Source organism: Haemophilus parainfluenzae (genome assembly GCF_900638025.1).
Classification (GTDB): Bacteria; Pseudomonadota; Gammaproteobacteria; order Enterobacterales; family Pasteurellaceae; genus Haemophilus_D; species Haemophilus_D parainfluenzae_J.
The window spans coordinates 984,957-1,011,578 of record NZ_LR134481.1 but is presented as its reverse complement, the minus strand read 5'-3'; the positions used below and the strand labels follow the sequence as shown (position 1 = coordinate 1,011,578).

Genomic DNA, 26,622 nt, shown 5'->3' with positions numbered 1-26,622 from the left:
CTTAATTTTCTTTAATTATCGACGAGCACACATTAATTTGGCTTCACAAGCAACTTCACCGTTTACGGTTGCAATACCTGTGAATGCTGTAATACCACGACGTTCTTTAATCACTTGAACGTTCAATTCCATTTGATCTCCAGGTAATACTGGGCGTTTGAAACGCGCTTCATCAATACCTGCGAAATAGAATAATTCGCCACCTTTTAATTCATGGGTTTTAAATGCAAGGATCCCCATTGATTGCGCCAAAGCTTCAAGAATTAGCACGCCAGGCAATATAGGCTCCCCTGGGAAATGACCGGTGAAGCAAGGCTCATTGACACTAATATTTTTAATCGCCTTTAACCACTCACCTTCTTTATAGTTCAATACTCGATCTACGAGTAAAAATGGGTAGCGATGTGGCAATAAGGTCATAATTTCTTTTGCTTCAATCACTTTACTTACTTGATTCTCTGACACATTTAATACCTTTAAAAATAAATAATAAAACGTTACGATTATACGATATTTCCGTATAAAAATAAAACGCACCCTAAGGTACGCTTTAAAAATCTTATCCAAGCTTTTTCTCGAGCGCTTTCAATCGTTTATTGATACCATCAATACCCAAAGTCAGTGCAGCTGTCTTTCGCCACTCTTTATTGGTTTGTAATGGAATACCCGATGAATAAACACCTGGCTCAGTAATTGGGCGCATCACCATTCCCATGCCTGTTACTGTGACTTTATCGCAGATTTCCATATGCCCATTAATGACACTTGCTCCACCAATTAAACAATAACGACCCACTTTCAAGCTACCGGCCATAATCACACCGCCAGCGACAGCTGTACCCGTGCCGATATGAACGTTATGCGCAATTTGACAAAGATTATCAATGATGACGTTATCTTCAATGACTGTCGCGTCTAAGGCTCCACGGTCAATACAGGTACAAGCACCGATTTCGACATTATTACCTATGATCACTTGGCCTACTTGTGGAATTTTTACCCAGCGACCACGATCATTTGCATAGCCAAAACCATCACTACCAATCACAGCACCTGATTGAATTAAGCAATTTTGTCCAATTTCTACTTCATGATAAACGCTTACATTTGCCCAAAGCTGTGTACCTGCACCAATTTTGGTGAATTTACCGACAAAACAACCAGCGCCAATAATCACGTTATCGCCTAATACAACACCTTCTTCAATAACGGCATTTGCACCAATTGATACATTTTCACCAATTGAAGCTTTTTCAGAAATAACCGCACTTGGGTGGATATTTTGAGCCGCTTTTGGGGTAGTATCCATATATTGAGATAATACTGCATAAGCAACATAAGGATCTTTAACGATAAGTAAATTACTTTCAGATGAGCAAAATTCCACATCCGCTTCTGACACCACAAGAATACCGGCTTTAGATTCAGCTAATAAAGGGCGAAATTTTGCATTAGAAATGAACGTAAGCTGATTCGCATCTGCTTTTGAAAGAGCAGCAATACTATTAACGATAACGTCGGCGTTACCACGAAAAGTACCGCTGACTTTTATTGCTAATTCCTGTAAAGAATAGGATTTTTGCATTATGAGAACCTATTATTTTTTCTCTTCAGTTTTTGCTGGAGCCGCTTTTTCAGTTGCAGGAATAGATTTTAATACTTCTTCAGTAATATCTTTACCATCTACCGCAAACACAACAGAATTAGCATCTAAAACATAAGTATAACCTTTTGTTTTGGCTAATTCATTAGTTGCAACTTGGATACTTTCTAATAATTTAGCACGCTCTTCTGCTTGACGTTTTTCATTTTGCTCTTGGAATTCTGCTACTTTTTTATCTTGCTCTTCCATCAATTTATTTAGCTTAACTTCTTCATCTGAACCAAATTTAGTAATTTCATCTTGGCGCTTTTGGATTTCAGCTTGACGTAAACGAGGTACATCTTTTTGTAAAGAGGCAATTTTGTCTTCTACTTTTTTACGCGATGCTACGATTTTCTCATCAATTTCTTTTTTGCTTGCTGCAAGTTTATCGGCTTTTGGCTTAAATTCTGCATCTAACTTGTCTGCAACAGCCTGGCGATCCGGATGATTTTGGAATAAGTAACCTGCATTAATGAATGCAATATTTTCATCTGCAGCGGCAAAACCAGATGCCAACGCAAGACCTACAGATAATGCTGTTACTTTTACTACGTTTTTCATATTTTAATATCCTTAAATGAGTTTAATAAACTTTTCTGTATCAGCTAATATGCTGACACAGAAAAAAATTTTGACTTAAATAATACACTAAAGTTCAACCTTTAAAATGCACCACCAATACTGAATTGGAATTGTTCTACATCATCATTCTCATATTTTTTGACTGGTTTTGCATAAGAGAAAATCAACGGTCCAATCGGAGATTGCCACTGAAAACCGACCCCAGCAGATGCACGAACTCGACCAAACTTACCATAATCGGGTAAGTTTATAAGAAGGGCTGATGGAAGCCCTTCTCTATCAGATTTCCATTTTGTATTCCATACACTTGCTGCATCAACAAATAATGAAGTTCTCACATTATTCTGATTTTTATCTGACACAAAAGGAGTTGGAACAATTAACTCGACACTCGCCGTAGTCATCGCATTACCACCAATTACATCAGTACTTGGAACCCAGCCTTGGCTACCATAACTATCTTTTTGCCAATATATCGCATTTGGGCCAACTGCTCCATATGAAAAACCTCGTAGTGATCCAATTCCACCAGCACTATACAACTGATAAAAAGGTACTCGCTTATTACTCAAACCATTAGCATAAGCCGCACTTGCTTTACCTGATAATACCCAAAGGTGCTGACGATCTAATGGATAATATCCTTGAATATCTGCACTTAACTTGTAATACTTATTATCCGAACCAGGAACGGTAATACGTCCACCAATACTTGCCTTCACCCCTTTAGTTGGTAAATAGCCCCGATTTAAGCTGTTATAATTCCACCCGAATGAAACATCAAAATCGTTTGTTTTAATTGAGTTACTATCTAAATTCATAGACTTCATATATAGGTTACGATTGTATTCAGTAGCAAAATTACTGATCTTATTATAGGCGTAACCCAATCCCAAATAATATGAGTTATTCTCATTTACTGGAAAACCTAATGTTAAGTTACCACCATAAGTTGTCCGTTTATAAGTGGATGATGTATCACTTTTCGAGTTATCGTAAGTTTCATAGAATACGTTTCCACCTAAACTTACCCCATCTTTAGTAAAGTATGGTTCGGTATAACCCAAGTTTACACTTGTACCATAATCATTACGTGTACCGGCTAAACTTACCGCTGCACCAGTTCCCAAGAAGTTATCTTGTTTCACGCTTGCTTGATAGCTGATACCACTCTCTGTACCATAACCAATACCAAAGTTAATACTACCAGTATTACGTTCTCTTACTTTATATACAACATCTACTTCATCATTAGAACCTTGAATGGGTTCAATACGATTTTCTACGCTCTCAAAGAAACCTGTTCTATCTAAACGTACTTTACCTAACTCAACTAATTGTGAGTTATACCAAGCCCCTTCTTGCTGACGCATTTCTTGACGCAATGTGCTATCTGCAGAAACCGTATTACCTTCAAAACGAACTTGACGTACTGATAAACGACGTCCTGCATCAACCACAAAGGTTAATGCTAATGTTTTATTTGCATCATCAAAATCTGGTACCACATTAACAGTTGCACCGCCATAACCTCTCTCACCTAATTTATCTTTAATTAGATTTTCTACGTTTTGCACATCTGAACGTCTGAAAGTATCATTCAAATGAAGCTCACCTAATAGTGGTTGCAACTCATCAGTCATACCGCCTAAGTTACCAACAATACGAGCAGAACTTAAATTGTATTTTTCACCTTCACTTACATCAATAGTCACATCTACTTTTGTATGTTCTTCATTTAACTGAACATCTGTTTTTGTCACTCTAGCTTTGGCATAACCATTATTTTGGTAATAGTCTTGGATAGCTTGAATATCTTTATCAAACTGAGAACCATCAAATTTATTACCCCAAAGTTTCCACCAAGAATCTGGTTGAAGCTCCATTTGTTCTTGTAACTTACTGCTAGAAATCGCTTCATTTCCATTAAAAGTCACTGAACGAAGTTTTGCCGTATCATCTTCATCAATTTGAAGCGTAATTTCTGCGCGGTTATTTGGTAAAGTTGTCACGATCGGATCAACTTTCGCATTATAACGACCTACACTCTTATAATGTTCTCTTAAGGTTTTCGCAAACTCTTCTAATTTTGCTCGATTTAGTACATTACCACTTTTAAAACCATTAGCATCAAGATTTTGTTTTAACGCTTCAGTTGGAACAACTGAATTACCTTTGATATGTACTTCAGAAATAATAGGCTTCGCAATGACGCTTACAACTAAATCATCACCATCTTGGAAAGCTTTAACATCATCAAACTGCCCACTGATGAACAATGAACGTACAATATTAGCCATATCTTGATCCGTTACACGCTGACCACTACGAACGGGAAGACTTGCTAAAATTTGCTGTTCTAAGTCTCCTTGAACACCATCAATACGAATGTCATTTGCTACAAATGGTGTCGCAAATACACTCGTTGTAGTACCGAATAATAAACTTGCGATTAGAAGTTTTTTCATCGACTTTATCCTATAAAAATAATAGTTATAAACGTAAGAAATCATTAAAAAGCACAACCATTGTTTGAATTAACAAGAGTATCAGCCCTATACGATAACTTAAATTCTGAACCCGCTCTGAAACAGGTTTTCCTTTGATAGCTTCCGCCGTCAGAAATACAAGATGTCCACCATCTAAAACTGGCAATGGAAATAAATTCATTATGCCTAAATTAACACTGATTAACGCAAGAAAACTTAAGAAATAAATCACACCAGCATTAAAAGATGCACCTGCTCCTTGGGCAATTGAAATCGGCCCTGCCAAACTGGAAAATGAAAGCTCACCACTAAACAGTTTTCCTATCGCCTTCACTATAAACCAAGAAATTTGGCCTGTCTTCTCTACGCCTTTTTTTAAGGCATCAAGAATACCATATTTTAGTTCAGTTCGATACTGTTCGCCAACTTTTAAGAAAGTCGGGCTTATCCCAACCAACCACTTACCATCTTGATTTTTTTCGGGTTGCAAGGTTTTGTCAAAAATTTCTTGATTGCGTTCAACCTTAATTGTAAAAGGCTGACCTTGTTGTACCAGTGCGACAAAAGTCTTCCAATCAAGTGCGGTCAAATTTTCTGTTAAAATTTTATCGCCAATCAACAAGCCCGCTTTATCAGCTGGAGAATTCTCCACCACTTTTGATAATATCATCTCTACTTTACTTGAAACAGGATTGATTCCTAATGTTTCAAATGCCGTTTCTTTATCTGGCTCAAATGTCCAATTTTGCAGATTAATGGTTCGCGAATAAGGTTGGTCTTCACCAAAAGGAGTCAATGTGAGTTCAACAGAATCAGAACCTAACGTATCAGTGAGTAATAAATTAATGGTTTCCCAATCGGGCGCATTCTTACCATCAATGGCCAAAATCTGGGTATTCGGTTCAATTTGAGCCATCGCCGCCGGTGAATTTGACCTGACATTTTCAATGACCGGTTTAACACTTGGAATCCCTACAGAATAAATCACCCAATATGCCAAAATCGCAAAAATAAAATTAGCAAGCGGGCCTGCGGCAATGACAAAAGCCCGTTGAGCGACAGATTTGCTTTCAAATGCCTGCGATTTTAATTCTGCGGGGACATCTTCATTTCGTCCGTCAAGCATCTTGACATAACCACCAAGTGGAATGGCTGAAATAGCAAATTCGGTGCCCAATTTATCTGTGCGTCGCCAAATCACTTTACCAAAACCAATCGAAAAACGATGAACCTTAATACCGCACTTTCTTGCTGCCCAAAAATGGCCGTATTCGTGTACGGCAACCAGCACAGCAATTGCAACAATAAATGAGCCAAGCGACCACAAAAACGACATGTTCTATCCTATAACACAAAGAAATAGAAGTATGTGAAGAATGGTACTGCGGCTGTTAAGCTATCAATACGATCTAAAATACCGCCATGGCCTGGAATTAATTGACTACTGTCTTTGATGCCCGATTCACGTTTAAACATACTTTCGGCTAAGTCACCTAATACAGAAATAGCTACAGTCGCCACAGAAAGCACAACAAAACCACTCATTGCACGGCTACCTAATAAGGTTTTACCTGAGAAATGGATAAATACAAATGCCAATACAACTGCAGTGATCATGCCACCAAATACACCTTGCCATGTTTTTCCCGGTGAGACTTTCGGTGCAAGCTTGTGCTTACCAAAGGCTCGTCCCGCAAAATAGGCACCAGAGTCTGCTGCCCACACCAATACAAACACATAAAGCAATAAGAATAAACCATGATGAGGATCAGCGGTATAATTATCTAGACGTAAACGTAAGACAGCGGCAATAAAAGGAATCAGCGTAGAGAAAGCAAACAACACTTGTAAAGGGATATTTTTACCCCAAAACTTCGCTGAGCTTGGATAAGTCACCACTAATACTAATGCAAGCGCCCACCAACCAACTGAATTTAGTAATAAAAGTGGCAAGTAGTTTTCAAATACTCGACCCGCATCTAAATAATTACCTTCGTTATAAAGCCAAAGGAAGATAAATGCGCCTAAAAATGCCGCGATACAAAGGCGCGCCAAAGGATTTTTAAAACGAGCAAATTGAGCCCACTCCCAAATACCAAGCGTCGCCACAAAGCCTAAGGCTAGGGCAAAATAAAATGGGGTAAATAAGAACAAGGCACATAATACCAAAGCAATCAACACAATGGCTGATAATACACGTTCTTTAAGCATAAGTTCTCCGCTTATTCTGTCCCGCCAAAACGGCGATGACGTTGTTGATAGCAGGCAATCGCCTGATTAAAATCTTTTTCACTAAAATCCGGCCAAAGCACATCTAAAAAACACAATTCCGCATACGCAATTTGCCAAAGTAAGAAATTACTAATACGTTGCTCACCGCTCGTCCGAATTAACAAATCGACTGGCGGCTCATCTTGTGTGACTAAATGTTGCTGGAAAAGTGATTCATTAATATCACTCACCGAAATCTCATTATTTTTTACTTTTTCAGCTAATTGTTGAGTCGCTTGAACAATATCCCAACAACCACCGTAATTAGCCGCAATATTTAAAGTCAGTGCGGTATTATTTTTCGTTAAATTTTCTGCTTTTGCGATCTTCTCTTGCAATTTTTCACTAAAACGAGAAACATCACCGATAATCTTTAAACGAATATTATTTTTATGTAATTTTTTGACTTCTCGATCAAGCGCTTGCATAAAGAGCGTCATTAAAGCGCTCACTTCTTGCTCAGGACGATTCCAGTTTTCGCTGCTAAATGCATATAACGTCAAAAATTTGACACCGGTTTGTCGTGCATAACTCACTGCACGGCGCACGGCTGCCACCCCATTTGTATGGCCAAAAATACGCAGCTTATTTTGTTGCTTCGCCCATCGCCCATTTCCATCCATTATAATGGCAACGTGTTCGGGAATATTATTGTTATCAAGTTCTTTCATTCTAAAATATTCGGATTTTATGACCGTACTTTGGCATATTCTACATCAACTTTTTAATCAGCGAATCGGCCAGCTCACGTGCTTGGTTATCTACAGCCAATACATCATTAATGCTTGAAATGATAGAAGATGGCATTTGCTCAACCGCTGCTTGGTTAATTTTCGCAATATCCGTAAATTTAATATATCCATCTAAAAAAGCTTGTACTGAAATTTCATTTGCTGCATTCATAGCGGTTGTCGCATACTGCCCTTCTGCAAAAGCATCGATCGCTAATTTTAAATTTGGATAACGATTAAAATCAGGTTCGATAAACGTCAATTCTTTGATTTTAAAGAAATCTAATGGTTCCACACCACTGACAGTACGATTTGGATAAGCCATAGTTTCAGCAATGGGCGTGCGCATATCCGGATTGCCCATTTGAGCAATCACCGAGCCATCTACATAACGCACCATTGAATGAATAATAGATTGAGGATGAATAATCACTTCCATTTCATCAGACGATGCATTGAAGAGCCAACGGGCTTCAATGTACTCTAAACCTTTATTCATCATCGTGGCAGAATCTACGGAGATTTTTTTACCCATTGACCAGTTTGGATGAGCGACGGCTTGTTCTGGCGTAATATGTTCAAACTCGTTTAATGGCGTATAACGGAAAGGCCCACCAGAACCAGTTAAGACAATTTTACTGACGCCCAATTCTTTCAAAGGACAGAACCCAACTTTTTCTTGCGCTTCAGGCGGTAAAGATTGAAAAATCGCGTTATGCTCACTATCAACAGGCAATAATTTTGCTTTCGACTGCTTCACTGCATCAATAAAGATCTGGCCACACGTCACCAAGGATTCTTTATTCGCAAGCAAGACTTTCTTACTCGCTTTTACTGCCGAAAGAGTCGGTAGTAATCCCGCTGCCCCAACAATGGCGGCCATCACTTGATCTGCGTCCGGATGGGCTGCCAACTCACAAATGGCTTTCTGTCCAGCTAAGACTTCCGTTTTAATGTGATGTGAAGCTAATTTTTCTCGCAATACCTTTGCTGCATTTTCATCATCTAGTGCGGCAAAGTGCGGTTGAAATTTCACGCATTGTTCAAACATTGTCTCAACATTTTTGCCCCCTACTAACGCAAAGGCATGGTATTTGTCGGGGTTATGTTCGATAACTGAAAGGGTGCTATGACCAATAGAACCTGTTGATCCTAAAATAACAAGATTTTGTTTTTGCATAAAATTTCGACCGCACTTTGTGCTTTTATTTCTTCATCAGAATAGAACAAGGGCAGACACTTGGTCTGCCCCAAAACATGATTCGACAATTAGAAATCCATTAATTCTTTTTCTTTATCAGCTAAGATCTCATCCACTTTTTTGATATAGCTATCAGTCACTTTTTGAATGATTTCTTCTGCTTTGTGTTGATCGTTTTCGCTGATTTCTTTATCTTTTAATAATGCTTTGATTTTATCATTTGCATCACGACGCACGTTACGAATCGCGACTTTACCTTGTTCACCTTCGCCTTTTACGATTTTAATTAAATCACGACGACGTTCTTCAGTTAATGGAGGAAGAGGTACGCGAATCGTTGTACCCGCTGAAGATGGGTTTAAACCTAAATCAGAAGTTAAAATCGCCTTTTCTACTGCGCTGATTAAAGAACGGTCAAATACCGTTACCGCTAAAGTACGCGCATCTTCTGCAACAACGTTAGCTAATTGACGAAGTGGCGTCGCTGCACCATAGTATTCCACTTGGATCGCATCTAATAAGCTAGGTTGAGCACGACCTGTACGGATTTTTGCAATATGCCCACGCAACGCTTCGAGGCTTTTTTCCATGCGAGCTTCAGCATCTTGTTTAATTTCATTAATCATTTATCTGTCCTTTTCAATAAATAAAGATAAAACACAGTGATTTTACTGGATTTTTAGGGAGTTTTGAATAAATTTATTCATAAAAAAGGCGAGATTGTCTCTCGCCATTTTATTCGTTCAAAAAAATTAACAAATCGTTGTGCCTTCTTCTGTGCCTAGCACCACTTGGCGCAATGCACCTGGTTTGCACATATTAAATACACGAATTGGCATACTGTGGTCACGAGCAAGTGTAAACGCAGCTAAATCCATCACTTGTAATTCTTTATCAATCACTTCTGCATAAGATAATTTATGGTATAGCTTCGCATTAGGATTTTTTGCTGGGTCGCAATCATACACGCCATCAACTTTGGTCGCTTTTAACACGATATCCGCTTCAATTTCAATACCACGTAAGCAAGCCGCAGAATCTGTTGTAAAGAATGGACTACCTGTACCTGCAGAGAAGATCACTACGCGTTTTTCACGTAACATTTTAATTGCTTCAGACCAGTTATACGTATCGCAAATACCATTTAATTGGAACGCAGACATTAATTTCGCATTAACATCTGCACGGTGAAGCGCATCACGCATAGCCAAACCATTCATCACGGTTGCAAGCATCCCCATGTGGTCACCCACGACACGATTCATCCCTGCTTTAGCTAATTTTGCTCCACGGAATAAGTTACCACCACCGAGCACAACACCAACTTCCACGCCCATTTCAATTAATTCTTTAATCTCTAACGCCATACGATCGAGGATAGAAGGATCGATACCGAAGCCCTCATCACCTTGTAATGCTTCACCACTTAATTTTAATAAGATTCGTTTGTAAATTGGTTGGCTCATTGTTTTTTCCTTTGTCGCTTACAAAAATTGGCTTATTTTAGCAAAAGAGCGAAAAAGTTAAAAATGGAAATTGGTCAGAAAAGTGCGATAAAATATCGCTGTTTTGATTTTATAGGTAAACTTTATGAAGATTTCAAAAACCTCACAAATTTTAACCGCACTTTTTTCTTTGGCTTGTGCCATTGCTGCCGGTTATTTGATTTTACGAGGTTCAGGGATGTTTCCTGAGCCATCTATTAGTCTGATTTTACTCACGGCTATTTTCATTATTTTGTTAAGCAGCAGTCGAAAATCTTTCTATTTTATTTTATTACCCTTAGTTTGTTTACACGCAATTTATACGCCGACAGGCTTAAATTTTGGTGCGCCAAGCTATCAATATATTGCTTCTGTTCTTGCGACAGACATGTTGGAAACTAAAGAGTTTCTGTTACAAATTCCAGTAAGTAGCTATTTAGCCGCATTGGCTATTCCACTATTAGTCTTTTTACATTACAAAAGTACGGTCAAATTTGGCGTGAAATTTTATCACAATAAAACATTTATCGCTTTGGCTACCCTGTTTATTGGTTATAACTTGCCGATTGCTGCGCCATTAAAAGAAACGATTGATTCCACTGTTAAAATCGTTGATGAATGGCAAAAATTGAAAAAAATGTCACAAGAAAGCAGCTGGGGACAATCCAATTTGGAGAATTCCAAATATCAAGATTATGTGATTATTTTGGGTGAAAGTGCGCGAAAAGACTACTTACACGCTTATGGCTATCCTGTTAATGACACGCCATTTATGTCATCAGCAAATGGCACTCTTATTGATGGGATGACATCTGCTGGAACCAACACTGTGGCCTCATTACGTTTAATGCTGACTTTACCAGACAAAGAAAAATGGGAACCCAACTATGATTTAAGCTTAGTAGATCTCATTAAATCTGCTGGTCTAAAAACCTACTGGCTGTCTAATCAAGGTTTCTTAGGTGAATATGATACGCCAGTTGCTTCGCTTGCATCAAAATCTGATGAAACTATTTTCTTGAAAAAAGGCGGGAGCTTTAATTCGACAAACTACAGCGATTTTGATTTAATCCCTAAATTCGCCCAAGTTTTAGAAGATCCAACACAAGGTAAACGCTTTATTGTATTACACATTTATGGTTCACACCCTCTTGCTTGCGATCGTATTGAAGATTATCCGAAAATTTTCAATGATAATGACATTGAGAAAAAGAACGAGTACTTAAATTGTTATATTTCATCCATTAAGAAAACCGATGATTTTATTAAGAAAGTGTATGAAACCCTCAAAGAAAACGAGCAAAAAACGCACCGCACTTTCTCAATGATTTATTTCTCTGATCATGGTTTATGTCATCAGGAAGATGATAAACATGGTGTAACCTTGTTTAACCAAAACTGTCACAGCCAATTACATCATAATATTCCGCTCTTTAAAATTTCATCTGATGATACCGAGCGCAGGGAATACAAAACCTTTAAATCTGGTTTGAATTTCTTAGAAGGCATCGCTAATTGGATAGGGATTAAAAATCCGAAGCTCACATTAGAAGAAGATTTATTCTCTGAACAAGCTGACAAAGATGACTATGGACTGAAAAAAATGATTGAAGAAAAATATCGTAAAGATGCAGACCCTGCAATCGATATTAGTCCAAAGAAATAAAGCATCTCAAATTTAAGACAACAAAAAAGCCGATATTGAATATCGGCTTTTTTTATATCTCAATGGAGAAAATTAAGCGTTACCGCCAGTGATTTTTGCAACTTCAGCTGCGAAATCTTCTTCTTTTTTCTCGATACCTTCACCTACTTCTAAACGGATGAAGTTAGAAACTGAAGTGTTTACTGATTTTAAGAAGTCTCCTACAGATACTGAAGGATCCATAACGAATGGTTGACCTGTTAATGAAACTTCACCAGTGAATTTCTTCATACGGCCTTCAACCATTTTTTCTGCGATCTCTTTTGGTTTGCCAGAGTTAACTGCGATATCAATTTGGATTTGACGCTCGTGTTCAACTACTTCTGCAGGTACATCTTCTGGGTTCACGAATTCTGGTTTAGATGCAGCAACGTGCATTGCCACTTTTTTAAGTTCATCAGCAGAACCTTCACCCGCAACTAACACACCGATTTTCGCACCGTGTAAGTATTGAGCAATAACTTGACCATCTAAGTAAGCAACACGACGGATGTTCATGTTCTCACCGATTTTAGCCACTAATGCAGCACGTTTTTCTTCAAATTGTGCTTGTAATGCTTCGATAGTAGTACCTTTGTTTGCTGCTGCGAAATCAGCTACTTCGTTTGCTAAACCTAAGAAACCAGCATCTTTTGCTACGAAGTCAGTTTCACAGTTCATTTCAACTAATACACCGAAACCATTTTCTACACGAGCAAGGATAACACCTTCAGCTGCAACACGGCCTGCTTTTTTAGCTGCTTTAGCTTGACCAGATTTACGCATGTTGTCGATTGCTAACTCGATATCACCGTTTGCTTCAACTAATGCTTTTTTACATTCCATCATACCGGCACCGGTACGTTCACGAAGTTCTTTTACTAATGATGCTGTGATTTCAGCCATTTTAAAAATCCTCTGTCGAAAGTACGATTTATTTTGACCGCACTTTTAGATAAAAATATAGGGGCTAAATTTAGCCCCTATGCCAATTAATCGTTTGATTATTAAGGGCTTCGCCTTATTGCAAAACTTAAATTATTCTGCGTCAGCTGCTAATTCTTCAGCAACTTGAGCTTCGTTACCACGACCTTCTTTAACCGCTGCTGCAGCTGCAGAAACGTAAAGTTGGATAGCACGAGTCGCATCATCGTTACCTGGGATAACGAAATCTACGCCAGCTGGAGTTGAGTTAGTATCAACGATAGCAAATACAGGAATACCTAGGTTGTTTGCTTCTTTAACCGCGATATGTTCGTGGTCTGCACCGATAACGAATAACGCATCTGGTAAGCCGCCCATATCTTTGATACCGCCAAGGCTTAATTCAAGTTTTTCCATCTCACGGGTACGCATTAACGCTTCTTTTTTGGTTAATTTTTCAAAAGTACCGTCTTGAGATTGAGTTTCTAAATCTTTTAAACGTTTAATTGATTGACGAACGGTTTTCCAGTTAGTCAACATACCACCTAACCAACGGTGGTTTACGTAATATTGCTGACAATCTAATGCTGCTGCTTGAACTGCTTCAGACGCTGCACGTTTTGTACCAACGAATAATACTTTACCGTTGTTGCTAGCAATGCGAGTTAATTCCGCTAAAGCTTCGTTGAATAAAGGTAAAGTTTTTTCTAAGTTGATGATGTGAACACCGTTACGAGCACCAAAAATGAAAGGTTTCATTTGTGGGTTCCAGTAACGAGTTTGGTGTCCGAAGTGTACGCCCGCGTTGATCATGTCGCGCATTGAAACTTGTGCCATAATATTTTCCTTTTGTTGGGGTTGAGCCTCCACATATCAGCTAATCGACCGTTTGGCACCCCGATTAAGCCTTAATGATATGTGTGTGTTGTTAATAATTAAAAACGCTGCTTTTGAAACCCAAAAACAGCGGTGCGATTTATACCATAAAGTGCGGTCAAAAACCAGTTTATTTTGTTAAATTCATCACTTTTCTTGCTTTAATAAACAATAAAGGGGGACGATGCAGCAAATCTTTAAATTCATCATGCCATTGTGGCTGCTCGGCTAACATTGGTTCAGCCATTTGTTCAATTTGAAAACCTGCGGCAATTAAATCATTAATAATCGTTGCTGTCGTGCGGTGATACGTTTTAAAAGGTTGTTGAAACCAATTTCGCTCTCTCAGTCCTTCATCACGATAATGATTTAAACGATAAGCGACTTGCTGTTTTTGCTCATTTTTTTCCCAGCGTTCCCCTTCTTTATGGCAAGTCGTAATCGGATGTTCTTGGGAAAAAACTAATGTGCCGTTAGGCTTAAGCTTGTTGGCTATCATCACTAATAAAGCGGGAAAATCTTCAATATAATGAAAAGCAAAAGAGCTGGTAATGACATCAAAATCACTTTCTGGCAATTCCGTTAATTTTTCCATCGGTAACTGATATAACGAAAAACGTCCAGAAAATTGACCGCGCTTTTGCAGATCTTGTTCAGCTTGCTCTAGCATTTTAGCTGAAAGATCCGTTCCTACTACTCTCTCCGCATTGCGTTCTAAATAGAGTTGCAAATGTCCGCCAGTTCCACAACCTAGATCGAGCAATTTTTTTCCTTGTAAATCAGGTAACAGGGAAAGCATAGTCGGCTTTTCCACTATTTCATTGAGACTGATTGGGTTAGATCGAAGTTTTTGATAAAGCGCAAAGAAGTTTTCTTTATCATAAACGCTCGTTTGGTTACTCATCTCGTTTCCTATGTAAAATTAAAAAGGGCGTATTCGATACGCCCCTACAATATTAACGCGAAAACTTATCCTGCGAAACTTGCAAACCATCCTAAGTTTGCGCCTACTTGTGCCACAATATTTAACACACCGAATAAGATCACAAAACCAATCATAAAATTACCGCCATACACTTTATAAGTCGCATTTGGGAATTTTTGGCGACTGGCTTTAGCAAGCAGTGCTGGCACGATTGCAGCCCAAATTGTTGCAGCTAATCCAGCATAACCAATGGCAATCACGAAACCATAAGGGAATTGTAAACTTAACAATAGTGGAGGTAAGAATGTTACCAATGTGGTTTTTGTTCTGCCTAATACGCTGTCATCAAATTTAAATAAATCGGCAATATAATCAAATAAACCTAACGTTACCCCTAAGAATGAGGTTGCAATAGCCATATAAGCAAAGAAATTCAATACAACCGCAATGTATTCCACTTCAATATATTTGTGTAATGCTTCTAATAATGCTGATACATCGCCACCTTTTTCAATCACAGGTGCAAATTCTGTACGCGGTAAATTACCTTGCACTGCAAGCTGCCATAAGATGTAAATCGCTAAGGCTAAGCCCGTACCAATAAAGATTGATTTCATTACACGACTACCATCACGATCGTAATATTTGACGAGACTCGGTACATTTCCATGGAAACCAAAAGACACTAAGCAAACAGGCAGTGCAGTCAATAAATAAGGTAAATAAGTTTGCTCACCTTCTGCAATACTATTGAATAATACTTCTGTTTTTACAGAGCTCAATAAACCTGCTGTAGAAAGGAAGAAAGCGACTACCATCCCAACAATCAATACAGTTGTGAAACGGTCCACAGCTTTAGTGGAAAGCCACACGAAAGCCGCAAGAATAAAACAGAAAATTAAGGATCCAGAAGTACGTCCAATATCGACCGCACTTTCTGCTGAGCCAAAAGCTTGATTAAGCAAGTTTTGTGTAATACCACCACCAGACGTGATATAAGCATAAGTTAAAATATACAACACGAAAGCCACAGAAAGGCCATTGATAATATTCCAACCTTTTCCTAACAAATCTTTCACTATGGTGTCAAAGCTTGAGCCGGTAGGATAATGTAAGTTAGCTTCTAAAATCATCAAACCAGACGTAGTCATACAAAACCACGTGTAAATTAAGGTAAGAAGCGATCCAATAAACCATACTCCGGCTGTAGAAGTGGGGTTAGCCAACATTCCCGCACCAATTGCTGTACCTGTAATAATCATGGCCCCACCGAATAAAGAGGGTAATTTTTTTGTTGTCATGCTCCCGCCTAAAAAATACATGCTTCGCACTATTATAATAGTACACAAGTAAAAGGCAATCTTTTTGTATCGACAAAACGCAATAAATTCATATAATCAGTCATCTCAACAAAAAGGATAATTTATGAAAAAACAACTCAAAAGTTTTGCGTTTGCTGTATTAGCAAGTGCGGTTATCACATCTTGTGCGGATTCTGCCTCAATCAATCAAGAAGCAGCAAGTAGTTATACACAAGAAATGGGAAAAATTCGTGCACAAGGGGCAATTGATACGACATCAAATACGGCAAAACGTATTCATCATGTCTTTAATCAAATGGTACCTTATGCTAATCAAGCAAACGAAACCGGTCTACAGTTTAATTGGCAAATTAATGTCATTAAATCCAAAGAACTCAATGCTTGGGCTATGCCTGGTGGAAAAATGGCTTTCTATACAGGTTTAGTGGATACGTTACAACTAAACGATAATGAAATCGCTGTCGTCATGGGACATGAAATGTCTCACGCCTTAAAAGAACACGGTAAAGCGAAAGCCAACTTTGGTACGATGAGTTCTATTGCTGGAGCCATTGGTGGAACTGCATTATCCGTTTTTATGGGAGCAGATATGACAGATCTCGTCTCTTTAACCAAAGATTTTGCCTTAGATAAACCTTATTCTCGTAGTGCTGAAACAGAAGCTGATGAAGAAGGCTTAATGCTTATGTCGCGTGCAGGCTATAATCCGCAGGTAGCACCTGGTTTGTGGCAAAAAATGGCAAAAATGTCGGGAGGGTCAAGAGGTGCTCTCGATGTATTAGCCTCCACTCACCCGAGTGATGAGTCTCGCCAAGAAAACTTGCAACGTTTATTACCAGAAGCGATGGAGCTTTATAAAGCGGCAAAAAATAAAAATGGTTAAATAAAAGCGGTTAAAAATCGACCTCGCTTTCATCAATAAAAGCGAACATCATGTTCGCTTTTTTAATATCTAAAAGAAAACCGCACTTGAAAAATCAACGTGCGGTTTGTTTTTATCGTATTTTCAATTAATGTTGTTCGTTAATGTGACCTTCAATTGGTTTCACATTTTCATCAAACACTGGTAACGGTTTGTGTTCGCTTGCAACGTAAGAATAGATCACTGGCAACACGAACAAGGTAAACAATGTACCGATCGCCAAACCTGCCACGATAACAATACCAATACTGAAACGAGATACCGCACCCGCACCTGTCGCATAAAGCAACGGAACAAGACCAGCAATCATCGCAGCAGTTGTCATCAGAATTGGACGTAAACGTACTTTAGCCGCTTCGGTAATCGCTTCAATACGCGTTTTACCATGATTTAACTGCTCTTCTTTCGCTACTTCACACATCAAAATACCGTGTTTCGTGATAAGGCCAACTAAGGTGATCAAACCAACCTGTGAATAGATATTTAGCGTTGTTCCGGCAATACCAATAAACCCGAAAGCATTTAAGGCTAACAATGCACCACTCACCGCTAACGGAACAGAAATCATAATCACGATTGGATCGCGAATTGATTCAAACTGAATCGCCAAGACTAAGAAAATAATCACTACCGCAAGTAAGAACGTTACAGCAAGAGCATTACCTTCTTGTACTAATTGACGCGCTTCACCTTTGAAGTCATAGTTATAGCCTTGTGGCAAGCTATCTTTCGCATTGTCTTGCAACCATTGGATTGCATCACCAATTGAAGTACCCGGCATCGGTACGGCGCTGATTACTGCTGAGTTTAACTGACTAAAACGCGGTAATGAGCTTGGTTGAGGTTCTAAAGTTACCGTCACTAAGCTACTTAATGGGACAGAAGTACCATTTGCTGCAGTAATATAATACTTATTAAAACTTTCTGGCGATAAACGGTTATCACGTTTTACTTGGGAAATAATTTTATAAGCACGGCCGTCAATATCCACACGTTCAATGGTTGCGGCAGATAAGAAACTCCCTAACGTACGGCTGATTTGTTGCATTGTAATACCGTAAGTCCCCGCTTTTTCACGATCAACCTTAATACGCATTTGAGCAGTATCAAATTTAAGATCGAGATTAGTATAAACGAACTTGCTGGATTTTTGCATATCCTCTAAAAATTTACCGGCAACATTTGCTAAATCACCGTAGTCTTGTGATGTACTGATCACAAAACCAATCGGCGGCCCCTGCTCCCCTGTATCAATTTCTGGGAATGCGAAACCTTGTACGGATACTTCAGGAATGGATTTCGCTTTTGCATTTAATTCATTCATGATAGCTGTTTGACTTTTTGAACGTTCTTTCCAATCTTTTAAAGTCACAACGTTTAAAGATTGGTTAGAACTTGGCGCACCTGCAATCGTCATTGCAAATTGCACTTCTGGCGTATTCGTTAAAATCTCTTGATAAGGCGCCATCGCATTTTGCACATAATCTACGTTCACATTAGAAGGTGCAGAACCGATTGCCAAAAATGCGCCCTTATCTTCTGTTGGTGTTAATTCACTCGAAAGGGATTTAAACAATATCGGTAAGGTTGCAAAGATAATTGCCGCAAACATTAACATACATTTACGGTTTACCATCACCAAATCAAGTACATACGCATAAGCTGCATTCACTTTACCAAGGGTATGCTCTACTCGTTGCTCTAATTTACTTGGTGCCTCGTTGGATTTCAGCAATTTACTGGTCATCATTGGTGAAAGTGTTAATGCCACGATACCTGAAATAAATACCGCCCCCGCAAGGGTTAAAGCAAACTCTTTAAACAACGTACCCGTAATACCGCCCATTAACGCCATTGGAGAATATACTGCGATCAAGGCAATGGTCATGGAAATAACGGGAACAGCAATTTCACGTGTACCAATAATCGCGGCACGGAATGGTGTTTCACCTAATTTTATATGTCGATCCACATTTTCCAATACAACAATCGCATCATCCACCACCAAACCGATGGCCAGAATCAATGCGAGCAATGTCATCAAGTTAATGGAGAAATCAAATGATTGAAGCAACATAATTACCCCGATTAATGAAATCGGAATAGTGATAACCGGGATTAAAATGGCACGGAATGAACCAATAAACATGGTAATCACCACCAACACAATTATTGTTGCCTCAACAATCGTTTTAATTACTTCATTAATTGAGTTATTAATCGCAATTGTACGGTCATATAAGATGTCAGATTGAATTGCATCTGGCAGATTATTTTTAATACTATCATACAGCGGACGTACTTTAGCTGCTACTGTTAATGGGTTTGCTGATGAGGTTGGGTTAATCGCTAATACAACAGAATCTGCGCCATTGGCCACCGCCCGTGAGCTATCACTTGATTTATTTAACTCAATATCGGCAATATCGCGTAAACGTACTAACTTATCACCGTTAGACGTTACAATTAAGTTACCTAATTCTTCAACTGATTTTGTCGTGGTTTCTACTTTGTTTTTATAGGTCACAAAATAGCCGTTATCATTACCCGCCGCCGTTTGAACGTTATTCGCCGATAATGCTGACATAACTTGTGTGGCTGAAAGGTTCTGAGCCGCCATTTTTTCTGGATCTAACCAAACACGAAGTGCATACTCTGATGCACCAAAAATATCAACACTTGCCACACCTTCTACGGTAAAGAACTGTGGTTTCACCACGCGTTGAATATAGTCAGTTACTTGGCTAGCATCAAGTTTGTTAGAACGGAAACTAATATACATAATCCCCGAACCGCCCGTTGATGAAGAAATTGTTGGATCTTCAATACCACTTGGTAACTCAGAACGAACCGAGTTAACTTTGGCTAACACATCTGCCAAGGCCGCATTTGGATCCGTATTTAATTTCATTTTTACGGTGACTATTGAAGAACTTGGGCTAGAGCTTGAAGACATATAGTCCACATTATCTGCTTGTGCTACCGCTTCTTCAATTTTTGAAGTAACAAACGCTTGAATTAAGTTTGCATCCGCCCCTGGGTAAACCGTGCTCACCGTAATCACCGTCGTAGTCATTTTCGGATATTCGCGCACAGCTAGTTTCGAGATTGCTTGTAATCCTAAAATAATGATTAACAAACTAATCGAAACTGCCAAAACAGGACGACGAATAAATATATCGGTAAATTTCATTCGCTTTTCCTAATTAAAGATTCGTTTTATTCGCAGGTTGTTCAGTACCCACGCCCACTTTATCTGCAACAGAAACTAATGCACCGTTACTTAAGTTTTGCTGACCACCAGTCACAATTTTATCGCCCACTTTCACTTCATCGCCTTTTAATTGTGCATAAATGCCTTGACGATCTTTTGTAAATACAGTGATTGATTTTGTACGGTACATATTTGCAGATTTTTCTGCGCCGCCTAATTTCTCAATATCTTCATCAGAAAGTGCGGTCAAAATATAGAGCGATTCGCCATACATGTTATAGCTAACTGCGACTTGTGGCACAACGATTTGATTATGTTCTGTTGGTAAAGCGACATTTAAGCGAGTAAACATACCGGATAATAATTTTGTACCATCTTCTGATTCAAATGTTGCTTGAACATCTACCAACCCTGTTGACGAATTAATGGCTGGCTCAATTGCTGTAATTTTTGCAGCAAACGTTTCACCTTTACGCGCATCTGCTGTAGCCGTTACTTTTTGACCAATATGCAATTTATCTAATTGATTTTGAGCTATTGCAAAATCTACTTTCATCGAAGAGCGGTCTTCCACTCGCACTATTTCAGTACCGTTTGAAACATATTGACCAACATTCACTTTCACGATACCCGCTTTACCATCAAATGGTGCAACAATGTGACGACGTTCAATGGTCGCTTTTAATGACTCAACATTCGCTGCTTGTGCTTCATAAGCCGACTTTGCATTATCTAACTCTTGACGAGAAACAGCCCCGCTACCAGCAAGGTTTGCATAACGCTGATAAGTTTGACGTAAAGATGCCACTTGAGCTTGCGCAGCTTGCAAACTGGCACGCTCAACTGAGCTATCTAACTCAACTAACAAATCACCTTTTTTCACACTTTGGCCATTTTGTACGAGTACTTTAGAGACGGTTCCAGCGCTTTGCGCACTTAACATTGCCCCTTGATTCGGACGAACAAGACCTGTTGTTTCAATGATCGGCGTCCATTCTGAAGGCTTGACTGTCATTGCTGTAACAGGAGAAGCTGTTTCAGGTTTATTTGCTAAGAAATCAGCTATGCCTTTTGCTTTCATATGATTAAGAAAAATCATTGCAGCAAAAATTAACACAAATATGCCTAACGCTAATTTCAAAAAGAAAATGTGTGAGCGCTTTGGTCTATTAGTTTGAGTTACACTCATTTGGAAAACTCCATTAAGACAATAAAATTACGACTTCTGAATTGCACGCCAAGAGCGTTCAATGACAGATTCTAACATCTCATCGGTCACTGCCGTACCGAGGAATTTGATATCTGAGGCTAAAACTATTGCAGTTTTAAGGCTCAACAAAAATAACATATGAGGATCTAAATCAGCCAACACATTTGCTGCTTGTCCCTTGAGACAAAACTGATCCCAACACGAATACTCCATTTCTTTGCAGGTTTCAATAAACTCCGGCAAAGATCGGTATTGGTTCATGTTTAACAGAATCGTTGGATTTTCTTGAAGAAAATGCCAAATATTCCACCACATTTTTCTATATTGCTCGAAAAAATATTGGTTTTCATCAAAGCCTTCTTCAATCGCCACTACAAACTTATTGAACACTCGACGAGCAAATCGAGCTAATAACTCATCTTTACTCTTAAAATAAAGGTAAATTGTACCAGCGGCAATACCAGCCTCCTTGGCTAACTTATGCATAGAAAGATGATGCAATCCTTCTTTTGCCATTAGACGATCTGTTGCATCAAAGATCTGCTCACTGACATCTATCTTTGGCTTAAATTCTTCTGCTTGTCGCATAATAAAAAATAAAATTCTTAGGGTTATATATGAGAAAGGTCATTTAAGACAAACATTCAAAAATGAATGAACGTTCATTTTATGAGTTTTTACTTTTTTAGCAAGCTAAAAATAAAAAAAGTGCGGTTAAATCATTTCAACCGCACTTTTTTTCTTTTTAAAGGATATCGAGTAATTCGACTTCAAACACTAAGGTTGAGAATGGTGGGATAGATGCGCCCGCACCACGTTCACCGTAAGCTAGTTCGTGTGGAATAGTGAGTTTCCATTTAGAACCAACAGGCATCATTTGTAATGCTTCAACCCAACCACGAATTACGCCATTTACTGGGAATTCAGCCGGTGTTCCACGAGCAACAGAACTGTCGAATACGGTACCATCTGGTAATGTACCTGTGTAGTGAACACGTACTTTATCAGTTGCAGATGGTTTGTTACCGTTACCTTCGGTTAAAATTTCGTATTGTAAACCGCTGTCAGTGACGTTTACGCCTGCTTTTTTCGCGTTTTCTTCTAAGAATTTTTTACCTTCTTCTTCAATCGCTTTAAATTGCGCTTGTTGTGCTTCAGCCGCTTGTTGTTGAAGTGCTTGAACAGAATGCATTAAATCATTAATTTCTAATGCAGGTTGATTACGGTTCAACGCATCGAAAATGCCTTTTGCTACCGCTTCAACAGAAATATCCATTTGGCTATCAGCTAATTGCTGACCGATTTGTAAACCGATACCATAGCTGCCTTTTTCAGAAATACTTTCTAATTTTACTTGTTCAAAAATTTGAGCTGTCATTGTTTTTCCCTTTGTTATAAAACTATTTTTTCAATGCCAAGATTTCACCCATGCGCACAGGTTCATCAACACTTAAATGATCGGCAATTTGCACTTGACCGGCTTGGAATAAATTAATTACGGTAGAACCAAGTTGGAACCAACCCATTTCTTGACCCTTGCTTAATTTAACCGCACTATCACCTTCATAAGTCCACACTTTCACTTCGTTATGACGTGGCGGATTAATAACGCCAGCCCAAACAGTACCGATACTCGCAGTGATTGTTGCTCCCACTAAGATTTGTACCATGGTACCGAATTCAGTATCAAAAACACAAATCACACGCTCATTACGCGCAAAGAGGTTCGGCACATGTTTCGCTAAAAACGGATTGACGGAGAATAAATCACCCGGTACGTAAATCATTTTGCGAAGTGTACCATCACATGGCATATGCACACGGTGATAATCACGTGGTGATAAATAAGTGGTGATGAATTCCCCATTTTTAAAGGTCTCGGTTAAATCTTTATCTTCCGCTAATAAATCATTTAAGCTGAAGAAATGACCTTTTGCTTGTAATAGACGATCATCTTCAATGTGTCCACATTCACTTACACGGCCATCCGCAGGGCAACAAAGTGCGGTTGGATTTTGGTTAATTGGTCGTGCATTTTCTTTTAATGGACGGATAAAAAATTCATTAAAACTGGCGTAATCACTGAATTTTTCTTTTTCAGCAATGCTCATATCAATGTTGTATTTTTTTGCAAACGCTTTAATCACAAAATGTGTCACTGCGCCCCATTTTTGTTTAGCTAACCAACCTGCTGCTTGTGTCATATAGATTTGTGGCATCACATATTGAAATGCAACTTTTAGGCGTTGCCAATAAGAAATTGGGTTCATTGATTTCTCCGATAAGATTAAAAAGTTGGGCGATTATAACAACTTATTTCACTTGCGCAATGTTAGTTGATATTTTTGCGCAAGATACAAGCAAGAAGCCAACATTTGTCGGCTTCTTTTTGTATTTATAAAATCATTTTGACCAATTTGTCTGCCTGAATCCGAGCAAACTTCTTCAACAGTTTTTGCACTGGTTCAGGATATTGCGTCAATTCTTCTAGTTCAGAATAATCTTGCAATACTTTGGTATGTTGGCGGATGTGCGATAATTCTTTTTCCGCTTGTGACAGAAGTTCTTGTTTTGGATCGTGGATTAATAATCCATTTTCCGCATCTAAACGCCATGCACGAGGATTCAGGTTGTTCCCCGTTAAAAGAATATACTGATTGTCCACCCAAACACCTTTGAGGTGATAAGTGTTATCGCAGTCTTTCCATAAACGCACTGTTAAGTGGCCATTTTTAATGTAAGCATCAAATTTCTCGCAGAAACGACGAAGGTTGTTTTCATATAAATAGGGTAATGCACCTGCCACTTTAAAAGGTTCCTCAGGTGGAATATAGAAATCGTTCGCAACTTTGTCTCCCACGATAATTTCGACACGTTTTCCTTGTTCTAACAAATAGGCAATTTTACTTCTTAGCGTGCGCGGGAAGTTGAAATAAGGGGTGCAAATCACCAATTTTTCCTGCACTTGTAAGAATAAATCTTCGATAACTTGGTTTAATTCATTGCCTGATGCACCTAAACCAAAAAGTGGTGAAATGGTTAAAACATCTGAAAAACCAACCGCACTTTCCAACTGATATTCAGCATGGGCAGATAAGTTTTTACGATAAGCTTTTATTGCACTGCGGATTTCTTTTGTACGAGGGCGGTTAGCCACATCTAATGGATGTACGGCACTAAAATCCAATAAATAATCATTGATGAAATTAACCATAGAGTCTGCTAGTGCAGCATTATGGATTTTTTGATAACGGTCGTAGCGGTATTTATCTTGTTGTTGTAAATACACGTTATTGATACTTGCACCGCTATAAAGAACGGTATCGTCAAACACAAAGCCTTTAATATGTAACACACCGAAGACTTCGCGGGTATTAATGGGCACACCGAAGAACATATTAGGTTCATCGGGAAGTTGATATGTTTGGCGTTGTTCACAATACCAATCAGCGTTAGTGGCAGATTTTTCTGCACCGAGTAAATTGCGTTGTCCGCGATGCCAATCCACTAAAATTTTCACATCCAATTCTGGATGGTCTTGTTTTACGCGATAAATTTCATTGAGAATTTCTTGTCCCGCTTCATCTTTTTGCCAATAAAGCGCGGTCACGTAAATACGTTTTTTAGCTTGGCGAATTAATTCTATAATTTGTGCTTTGAATTCAAGCGGACTAAACAGAAACTCAACCTGTTCTGCCTGTAAAGGAAGAAAAGGTAAATTTTTTAAATTTTGTTCTGCTCGTTTAGCTTTATTGATTAACATAATCTATCTCTACACTAAAAATTAGTTTTCTAGTTTACAATATTTCCTTTATAGATTGATAGAAAAAAGGTTTTTTTTCGTTATAATGCTCACAAATTTTCGCATTTTTTGGCGAATTATTACCCAATTTTTTCTTCGAGAAGCAAATTATGAGCAATTCACGCAAACCATCATTCCAAACCAATTCCACTAAATCTTTTCAAGAGCGTAGACCAGAACGAGCATTTAATGACAAAGAACGTCGCTTTGATGATCGTCGTAATAATGAAAAACGTGGGGAAAATCGACCGCACTTTGATAAAAAATGGGATGTTCGTAAATCTTCTCGAGGTTTTCAGCAGCAAGAAGTGAGAGAACCGAAAATTGCGGAACTTTCATTAAATAAAGCCAATGGCGAAAGTGGCTTGGTAAAAGTAACAGTAAAAAGTACGGGTGTGAGTTATAAACCGAAAGAAAAGAAAACGGGTGCATTATCACCACGAGCACCGGAGAAAATTAAAAAGAACCGTGCTGAAGAAATGAAAGTGTATGGTGAAAATGCGTGCTTAGAATTGTTTGCTGAGCGTCCGGAGAGCATCGTTCGTGTATGGGCAACGGTGCAAATGGCACATCGAATTGGCGAGATTTTCAGTTATTTAGCTGCAAATAAAAAAGTGTATCACGTGGTGGATAGCGATGAGCTAAGCTTAGTAAGCGGTACGGAGCATCATGGCGGCATTTGTATGTTAGTGAAAAAGCAACGTGCTTTTTCTTTGCAAGGTTATTTAGATGTACCGCGTCAAGAAGACTGTTTAGTGGTGCTTGATCAAATCAATAATGCGCAAAACCTAGGTGGCGTTGTGCGTACTTGCGCCTTCTACGGCATTAAAAATGTGGTGACAAATCAAGTTGAACAGCTTTATGCGCCCGCTGCTATGCGTGTAGCGGAAGGCGGAATGGAGCATATTCGTATTTTAGAAACAGAAAGTACGGAAATCGCTTTAGCGGCTTTACGCAAAGCTGGTTATCAGATTATTCATGTATCAACCAATAAACAAGGTGTTGCGTTGGAACAACTCAAATTTGCAGAGAAAGTCGCGTTGGTATTGAGTGAAGGTAGTACGGATGATATTCGTGAGAAACAAGATGTAAATGTGCGTCTTTCTTTAAGTAATCCATTAAAAGCAGGATTAAATATTGCAGTAAATACAGGGATTTTATTAGCACATTGGTATGTGAAATAACCTTAAATGCGGTTATTTTTAGGTTTGTTTTGAGGGCTGACATCTGTCAGCCCTTTTTCTTTTTTAAAATTATATGAGATTCAAATTTTGATATTTTGTTTAAAAGCCTTTTGGGGGAATCAGACAAAAGATCTATACTATCTCCAATTGTTATTT

The 26,622-nt window shown here is 38.7% G+C and carries 23 protein-coding genes; 3 read left to right on the top strand and 20 right to left on the bottom strand.

Annotated elements, in window-relative coordinates:
• Positions 1–15: 15 nt before the first annotated feature.
• The 10 genes from fabZ to pyrH all read right to left on the bottom strand — a co-directional run bounded on the left by fabZ (position 16) and on the right by pyrH (position 10,385).
• Positions 16–465: a 3-hydroxyacyl-ACP dehydratase FabZ gene (fabZ, locus tag EL215_RS05135; protein ID WP_126470641.1), complete on the bottom strand. Its 450-nt coding sequence runs from the start codon at positions 463–465 to the stop codon at positions 16–18.
• Positions 466–559: 94 nt separating this feature from the next.
• Positions 560–1,585, bottom strand: a complete 1,026-nt coding sequence (lpxD, locus tag EL215_RS05130; RefSeq protein WP_126470639.1) for a UDP-3-O-(3-hydroxymyristoyl)glucosamine N-acyltransferase — start codon at positions 1,583–1,585, stop codon at positions 560–562.
• A gap of 12 nt (positions 1,586–1,597) precedes the next feature.
• The gene (locus tag EL215_RS05125) at positions 1,598–2,206 is read right to left on the bottom strand and encodes an OmpH/Skp family outer membrane protein (RefSeq protein ID WP_126470637.1); all 609 of its coding nucleotides are present in this window, start codon (positions 2,204–2,206) and stop codon (positions 1,598–1,600) included.
• A gap of 101 nt (positions 2,207–2,307) precedes the next feature.
• A complete protein-coding gene (gene bamA, locus EL215_RS05120; protein ID WP_126470635.1) occupies positions 2,308–4,695 on the bottom strand; it encodes an outer membrane protein assembly factor BamA in 2,388 nt (795 codons plus the stop codon).
• A gap of 25 nt (positions 4,696–4,720) precedes the next feature.
• Positions 4,721–6,052: a sigma E protease regulator RseP gene (gene rseP, locus EL215_RS05115; RefSeq protein WP_126470633.1), complete on the bottom strand. Its 1,332-nt coding sequence runs from the start codon at positions 6,050–6,052 to the stop codon at positions 4,721–4,723.
• A gap of 8 nt (positions 6,053–6,060) precedes the next feature.
• Positions 6,061–6,927: a phosphatidate cytidylyltransferase gene (locus EL215_RS05110; RefSeq protein ID WP_049356328.1), complete on the bottom strand. Its 867-nt coding sequence runs from the start codon at positions 6,925–6,927 to the stop codon at positions 6,061–6,063.
• An 11-nt stretch (positions 6,928–6,938) separates the two neighbouring features.
• Positions 6,939–7,658, bottom strand: a complete 720-nt coding sequence (gene uppS, locus EL215_RS05105; RefSeq protein WP_049356327.1) for a polyprenyl diphosphate synthase — start codon at positions 7,656–7,658, stop codon at positions 6,939–6,941.
• 40 nt (positions 7,659–7,698) lie between these two features.
• Complete coding sequence (ispC, locus tag EL215_RS05100) at positions 7,699–8,898, bottom strand: 1-deoxy-D-xylulose-5-phosphate reductoisomerase (RefSeq protein WP_126470631.1); 1,200 nt, start codon at positions 8,896–8,898, stop codon at positions 7,699–7,701.
• A gap of 89 nt (positions 8,899–8,987) precedes the next feature.
• Complete coding sequence (frr, locus tag EL215_RS05095) at positions 8,988–9,545, bottom strand: ribosome recycling factor (protein ID WP_049356323.1); 558 nt, start codon at positions 9,543–9,545, stop codon at positions 8,988–8,990.
• Positions 9,546–9,671: 126 nt separating this feature from the next.
• Complete coding sequence (pyrH, locus tag EL215_RS05090; RefSeq protein WP_126470629.1) at positions 9,672–10,385, bottom strand: UMP kinase; 714 nt, start codon at positions 10,383–10,385, stop codon at positions 9,672–9,674.
• Between the two features lie 124 nt (positions 10,386–10,509).
• Here pyrH and EL215_RS05085 point away from each other — a divergent pair, with 124 nt between their 5' ends.
• Positions 10,510–12,069, top strand: a complete 1,560-nt coding sequence (locus EL215_RS05085) for a phosphoethanolamine transferase (protein ID WP_126470627.1) — start codon at positions 10,510–10,512, stop codon at positions 12,067–12,069.
• A 72-nt stretch (positions 12,070–12,141) separates the two neighbouring features.
• Here EL215_RS05085 and tsf read toward each other — a convergent pair whose 3' ends face one another.
• From tsf to mtr, 4 genes are all read right to left on the bottom strand, one after another.
• Positions 12,142–12,993 carry a translation elongation factor Ts gene (gene tsf, locus EL215_RS05080; RefSeq protein ID WP_005631243.1) on the bottom strand — a complete coding sequence of 284 codons (852 nt, stop codon included), beginning with the start codon at positions 12,991–12,993 and terminating at the stop codon, positions 12,142–12,144.
• Between the two features lie 132 nt (positions 12,994–13,125).
• Positions 13,126–13,848: a 30S ribosomal protein S2 gene (gene rpsB, locus EL215_RS05075; RefSeq protein WP_005637300.1), complete on the bottom strand. Its 723-nt coding sequence runs from the start codon at positions 13,846–13,848 to the stop codon at positions 13,126–13,128.
• A 169-nt stretch (positions 13,849–14,017) separates the two neighbouring features.
• Positions 14,018–14,791, bottom strand: a complete 774-nt coding sequence (locus EL215_RS05070; protein WP_126470625.1) for a class I SAM-dependent methyltransferase — start codon at positions 14,789–14,791, stop codon at positions 14,018–14,020.
• Positions 14,792–14,856: 65 nt separating this feature from the next.
• Positions 14,857–16,113 (bottom strand): tryptophan permease, encoded by a 1,257-nt coding sequence (gene mtr, locus EL215_RS05065; protein WP_126470623.1) that lies wholly within the window; start codon positions 16,111–16,113, stop codon positions 14,857–14,859.
• Positions 16,114–16,237: 124 nt separating this feature from the next.
• Here mtr and EL215_RS05060 point away from each other — a divergent pair, with 124 nt between their 5' ends.
• A complete protein-coding gene (locus EL215_RS05060) occupies positions 16,238–17,017 on the top strand; it encodes a M48 family metallopeptidase (protein WP_126470621.1) in 780 nt (259 codons plus the stop codon).
• 127 nt (positions 17,018–17,144) lie between these two features.
• Here EL215_RS05060 and EL215_RS05055 read toward each other — a convergent pair whose 3' ends face one another.
• From EL215_RS05055 to pssA, 6 genes are all read right to left on the bottom strand, one after another.
• Entirely contained in the window at positions 17,145–20,249 is a 3,105-nt protein-coding gene (locus tag EL215_RS05055) for a multidrug efflux RND transporter permease subunit AcrB (protein ID WP_126470619.1), read from the bottom strand.
• Between the two features lie 13 nt (positions 20,250–20,262).
• Complete coding sequence (locus tag EL215_RS05050; protein ID WP_126470617.1) at positions 20,263–21,459, bottom strand: multidrug efflux RND transporter periplasmic adaptor subunit AcrA; 1,197 nt, start codon at positions 21,457–21,459, stop codon at positions 20,263–20,265.
• A 27-nt stretch (positions 21,460–21,486) separates the two neighbouring features.
• Positions 21,487–22,068, bottom strand: a complete 582-nt coding sequence (locus EL215_RS05045) for a TetR/AcrR family transcriptional regulator (RefSeq protein ID WP_126470615.1) — start codon at positions 22,066–22,068, stop codon at positions 21,487–21,489.
• Between the two features lie 157 nt (positions 22,069–22,225).
• Positions 22,226–22,858, bottom strand: a complete 633-nt coding sequence (locus EL215_RS05040) for a BamJ family beta-barrel-assembly machinery protein (protein WP_005696813.1) — start codon at positions 22,856–22,858, stop codon at positions 22,226–22,228.
• Between the two features lie 22 nt (positions 22,859–22,880).
• The gene (gene asd, locus EL215_RS05035) at positions 22,881–23,750 is read right to left on the bottom strand and encodes an archaetidylserine decarboxylase (protein ID WP_126470613.1); all 870 of its coding nucleotides are present in this window, start codon (positions 23,748–23,750) and stop codon (positions 22,881–22,883) included.
• A 125-nt stretch (positions 23,751–23,875) separates the two neighbouring features.
• A complete protein-coding gene (gene pssA, locus EL215_RS05030) occupies positions 23,876–25,243 on the bottom strand; it encodes a CDP-diacylglycerol--serine O-phosphatidyltransferase (RefSeq protein ID WP_126470611.1) in 1,368 nt (455 codons plus the stop codon).
• A 149-nt stretch (positions 25,244–25,392) separates the two neighbouring features.
• Between pssA and EL215_RS05025 the strand changes: the two genes are divergently transcribed.
• Positions 25,393–26,466 carry a TrmH family RNA methyltransferase gene (locus EL215_RS05025; RefSeq protein ID WP_126470609.1) on the top strand — a complete coding sequence of 358 codons (1,074 nt, stop codon included), beginning with the start codon at positions 25,393–25,395 and terminating at the stop codon, positions 26,464–26,466.
• Positions 26,467–26,622 lie beyond the last annotated feature (156 nt).

Bases quoted from the DNA above. Each gene is read 5' to 3' on its own strand.
- lpxD (WP_126470639.1), bottom strand. From the start codon at position 1,585: ATGCAAAAATCCTATTCTTTACAGGAATTAGCAATAAAAGTCAGCGGT.
- EL215_RS05125 (WP_126470637.1), bottom strand. From the start codon at position 2,206: ATGAAAAACGTAGTAAAAGTAACAGCATTATCTGTAGGTCTTGCGTTG.
- bamA (WP_126470635.1), bottom strand. From the start codon at position 4,695: ATGAAAAAACTTCTAATCGCAAGTTTATTATTCGGTACTACAACGAGT.
- rseP (WP_126470633.1), bottom strand. From the start codon at position 6,052: ATGTCGTTTTTGTGGTCGCTTGGCTCATTTATTGTTGCAATTGCTGTG.
- EL215_RS05110 (WP_049356328.1), bottom strand. From the start codon at position 6,927: ATGCTTAAAGAACGTGTATTATCAGCCATTGTGTTGATTGCTTTGGTA.
- uppS (WP_049356327.1), bottom strand. From the start codon at position 7,658: ATGAAAGAACTTGATAACAATAATATTCCCGAACACGTTGCCATTATA.
- ispC (WP_126470631.1), bottom strand. From the start codon at position 8,898: ATGCAAAAACAAAATCTTGTTATTTTAGGATCAACAGGTTCTATTGGT.
- frr (WP_049356323.1), bottom strand. From the start codon at position 9,545: ATGATTAATGAAATTAAACAAGATGCTGAAGCTCGCATGGAAAAAAGC.
- pyrH (WP_126470629.1), bottom strand. From the start codon at position 10,385: ATGAGCCAACCAATTTACAAACGAATCTTATTAAAATTAAGTGGTGAA.
- EL215_RS05085 (WP_126470627.1), top strand. From the start codon at position 10,510: ATGAAGATTTCAAAAACCTCACAAATTTTAACCGCACTTTTTTCTTTG.
- tsf (WP_005631243.1), bottom strand. From the start codon at position 12,993: ATGGCTGAAATCACAGCATCATTAGTAAAAGAACTTCGTGAACGTACC.
- rpsB (WP_005637300.1), bottom strand. From the start codon at position 13,848: ATGGCACAAGTTTCAATGCGCGACATGATCAACGCGGGCGTACACTTC.
- EL215_RS05070 (WP_126470625.1), bottom strand. From the start codon at position 14,791: ATGAGTAACCAAACGAGCGTTTATGATAAAGAAAACTTCTTTGCGCTT.
- mtr (WP_126470623.1), bottom strand. From the start codon at position 16,113: ATGACAACAAAAAAATTACCCTCTTTATTCGGTGGGGCCATGATTATT.
- EL215_RS05060 (WP_126470621.1), top strand. From the start codon at position 16,238: ATGAAAAAACAACTCAAAAGTTTTGCGTTTGCTGTATTAGCAAGTGCG.
- EL215_RS05055 (WP_126470619.1), bottom strand. From the start codon at position 20,249: ATGAAATTTACCGATATATTTATTCGTCGTCCTGTTTTGGCAGTTTCG.
- EL215_RS05050 (WP_126470617.1), bottom strand. From the start codon at position 21,459: ATGAGTGTAACTCAAACTAATAGACCAAAGCGCTCACACATTTTCTTT.
- EL215_RS05045 (WP_126470615.1), bottom strand. From the start codon at position 22,068: ATGCGACAAGCAGAAGAATTTAAGCCAAAGATAGATGTCAGTGAGCAG.
- EL215_RS05040 (WP_005696813.1), bottom strand. From the start codon at position 22,858: ATGACAGCTCAAATTTTTGAACAAGTAAAATTAGAAAGTATTTCTGAA.
- asd (WP_126470613.1), bottom strand. From the start codon at position 23,750: ATGAACCCAATTTCTTATTGGCAACGCCTAAAAGTTGCATTTCAATAT.
- pssA (WP_126470611.1), bottom strand. From the start codon at position 25,243: ATGTTAATCAATAAAGCTAAACGAGCAGAACAAAATTTAAAAAATTTA.
- EL215_RS05025 (WP_126470609.1), top strand. From the start codon at position 25,393: ATGAGCAATTCACGCAAACCATCATTCCAAACCAATTCCACTAAATCT.